Below are 1235 nucleotides of genomic sequence, written 5' to 3' on the forward strand. Positions count from 1 at the left end.
ATAATCCATTGTCAATAGTAGCGCAATACCAAAACAAAGTATTTGACATAGAAAAACAAAATTTAATGACCTACCTGGATGTTGATACAGAGAATAATTACTACTATAGTGAAGTTCAGGGACGAGAGCTTTACTTTGTAAACGAGGCTTTGAAAGTTCCCAAGTATGGGCGAGTAGAGCTTGTTGAAGCCGAGACATCGTTTACAGCTTATCAAGAATTTCAAAGCATGTTAACTAAAGATCGAATTGATATCTTTATGGTTGGGGAATTTGATGACTATCAAGTACTCCGAGGTTTACACAGATTTCCTTTAGAGGGACGCCAAGTTGATTTACAGTTTAGTTATAATCAACCTTATTCTAAAGTTGTGAAAGAAAAGATAGAGACTAGACAGACTAGTCAATCTATTTTACAGTTAGGTTATCAATTTCCTTGTCAATATGGAGATAAAGATTATTTTGCTTTAATTGTATTTAATGGCATGTTGGGTGAATTTGCTCACTCAGCTTTATTTACAAAGATTCGAGAAAAAGAAGGATTAGCTTATTCAATTGGTAGTCAATTTGATGCCTTTACAGGTTTACTAGAAATTTACGCTGGAATTGAAAAATCTAATAGAAATCAAGCTATGCGAGGGATTATCAGAGAGTTGAATCACATTAAATTAGGACGTTTTTCAAGTTCCCTTTTTAATCAAACCAAAAAAATTATACGGATGAATGCCCTTCTCTCTGAGGATCATGCATTAACACTAGTAGAACAACATTTTAATAAGGTTATTTTTGGCGATAAAAAGATCTCATTAGAGGATTGGTTAGATAAAATCGAGAAGGTTACTAAAAAAGATGTTTGCCGTATAGCACGTCAAGTCAAGCTACAAAGTTTGTTCTTTTTAGAAGGAGTATCTTAGAATGGCTGATTTGAAAAAACGTTATTATCCAAAGATTGCTGAAGAAGTTTATTTAGCAACTTTAGATAATGGTATGTCGTTATCTATTATCAAGAAAAAAGGATTCATTGAAAAAGCTGCCTTTCTGTCTACAAATTTTGGGGCACTAGATAATCGCTTTTATATTGATGGTAAGTTGCAGACATACCCTGCTGGTATTGCTCATTTTCTTGAACACAAGTTATTTGAGGATGATCAGGGAAGGGATGTTACATTGGACTTTGTAAAGCTAGGAGCTGATGTCAATGCTTTTACCACCTTGGATAGGACAACATACTATTTTTC

2 protein-coding genes are annotated in these 1235 nt (G+C 33.8%); both read left to right on the forward strand.

Features of this window, described 5'->3' with window-relative positions:
* The coding region (locus CGS49_RS13550) for a M16 family metallopeptidase (protein ID WP_143405884.1) at positions 1–911 on the forward strand (911 nt) is incomplete at its 5' end.
* Position 912: 1 nt separating this feature from the next.
* On the forward strand, positions 913–1235 hold a 323-nt coding region (locus tag CGS49_RS13555; RefSeq protein WP_143405885.1), incomplete at its 3' end, for an insulinase family protein.

Source organism: Faecalibacterium langellae, from assembly GCF_002549775.1.
Lineage (GTDB): Bacteria > Bacillota > Clostridia > Oscillospirales > Ruminococcaceae > Faecalibacterium > Faecalibacterium langellae.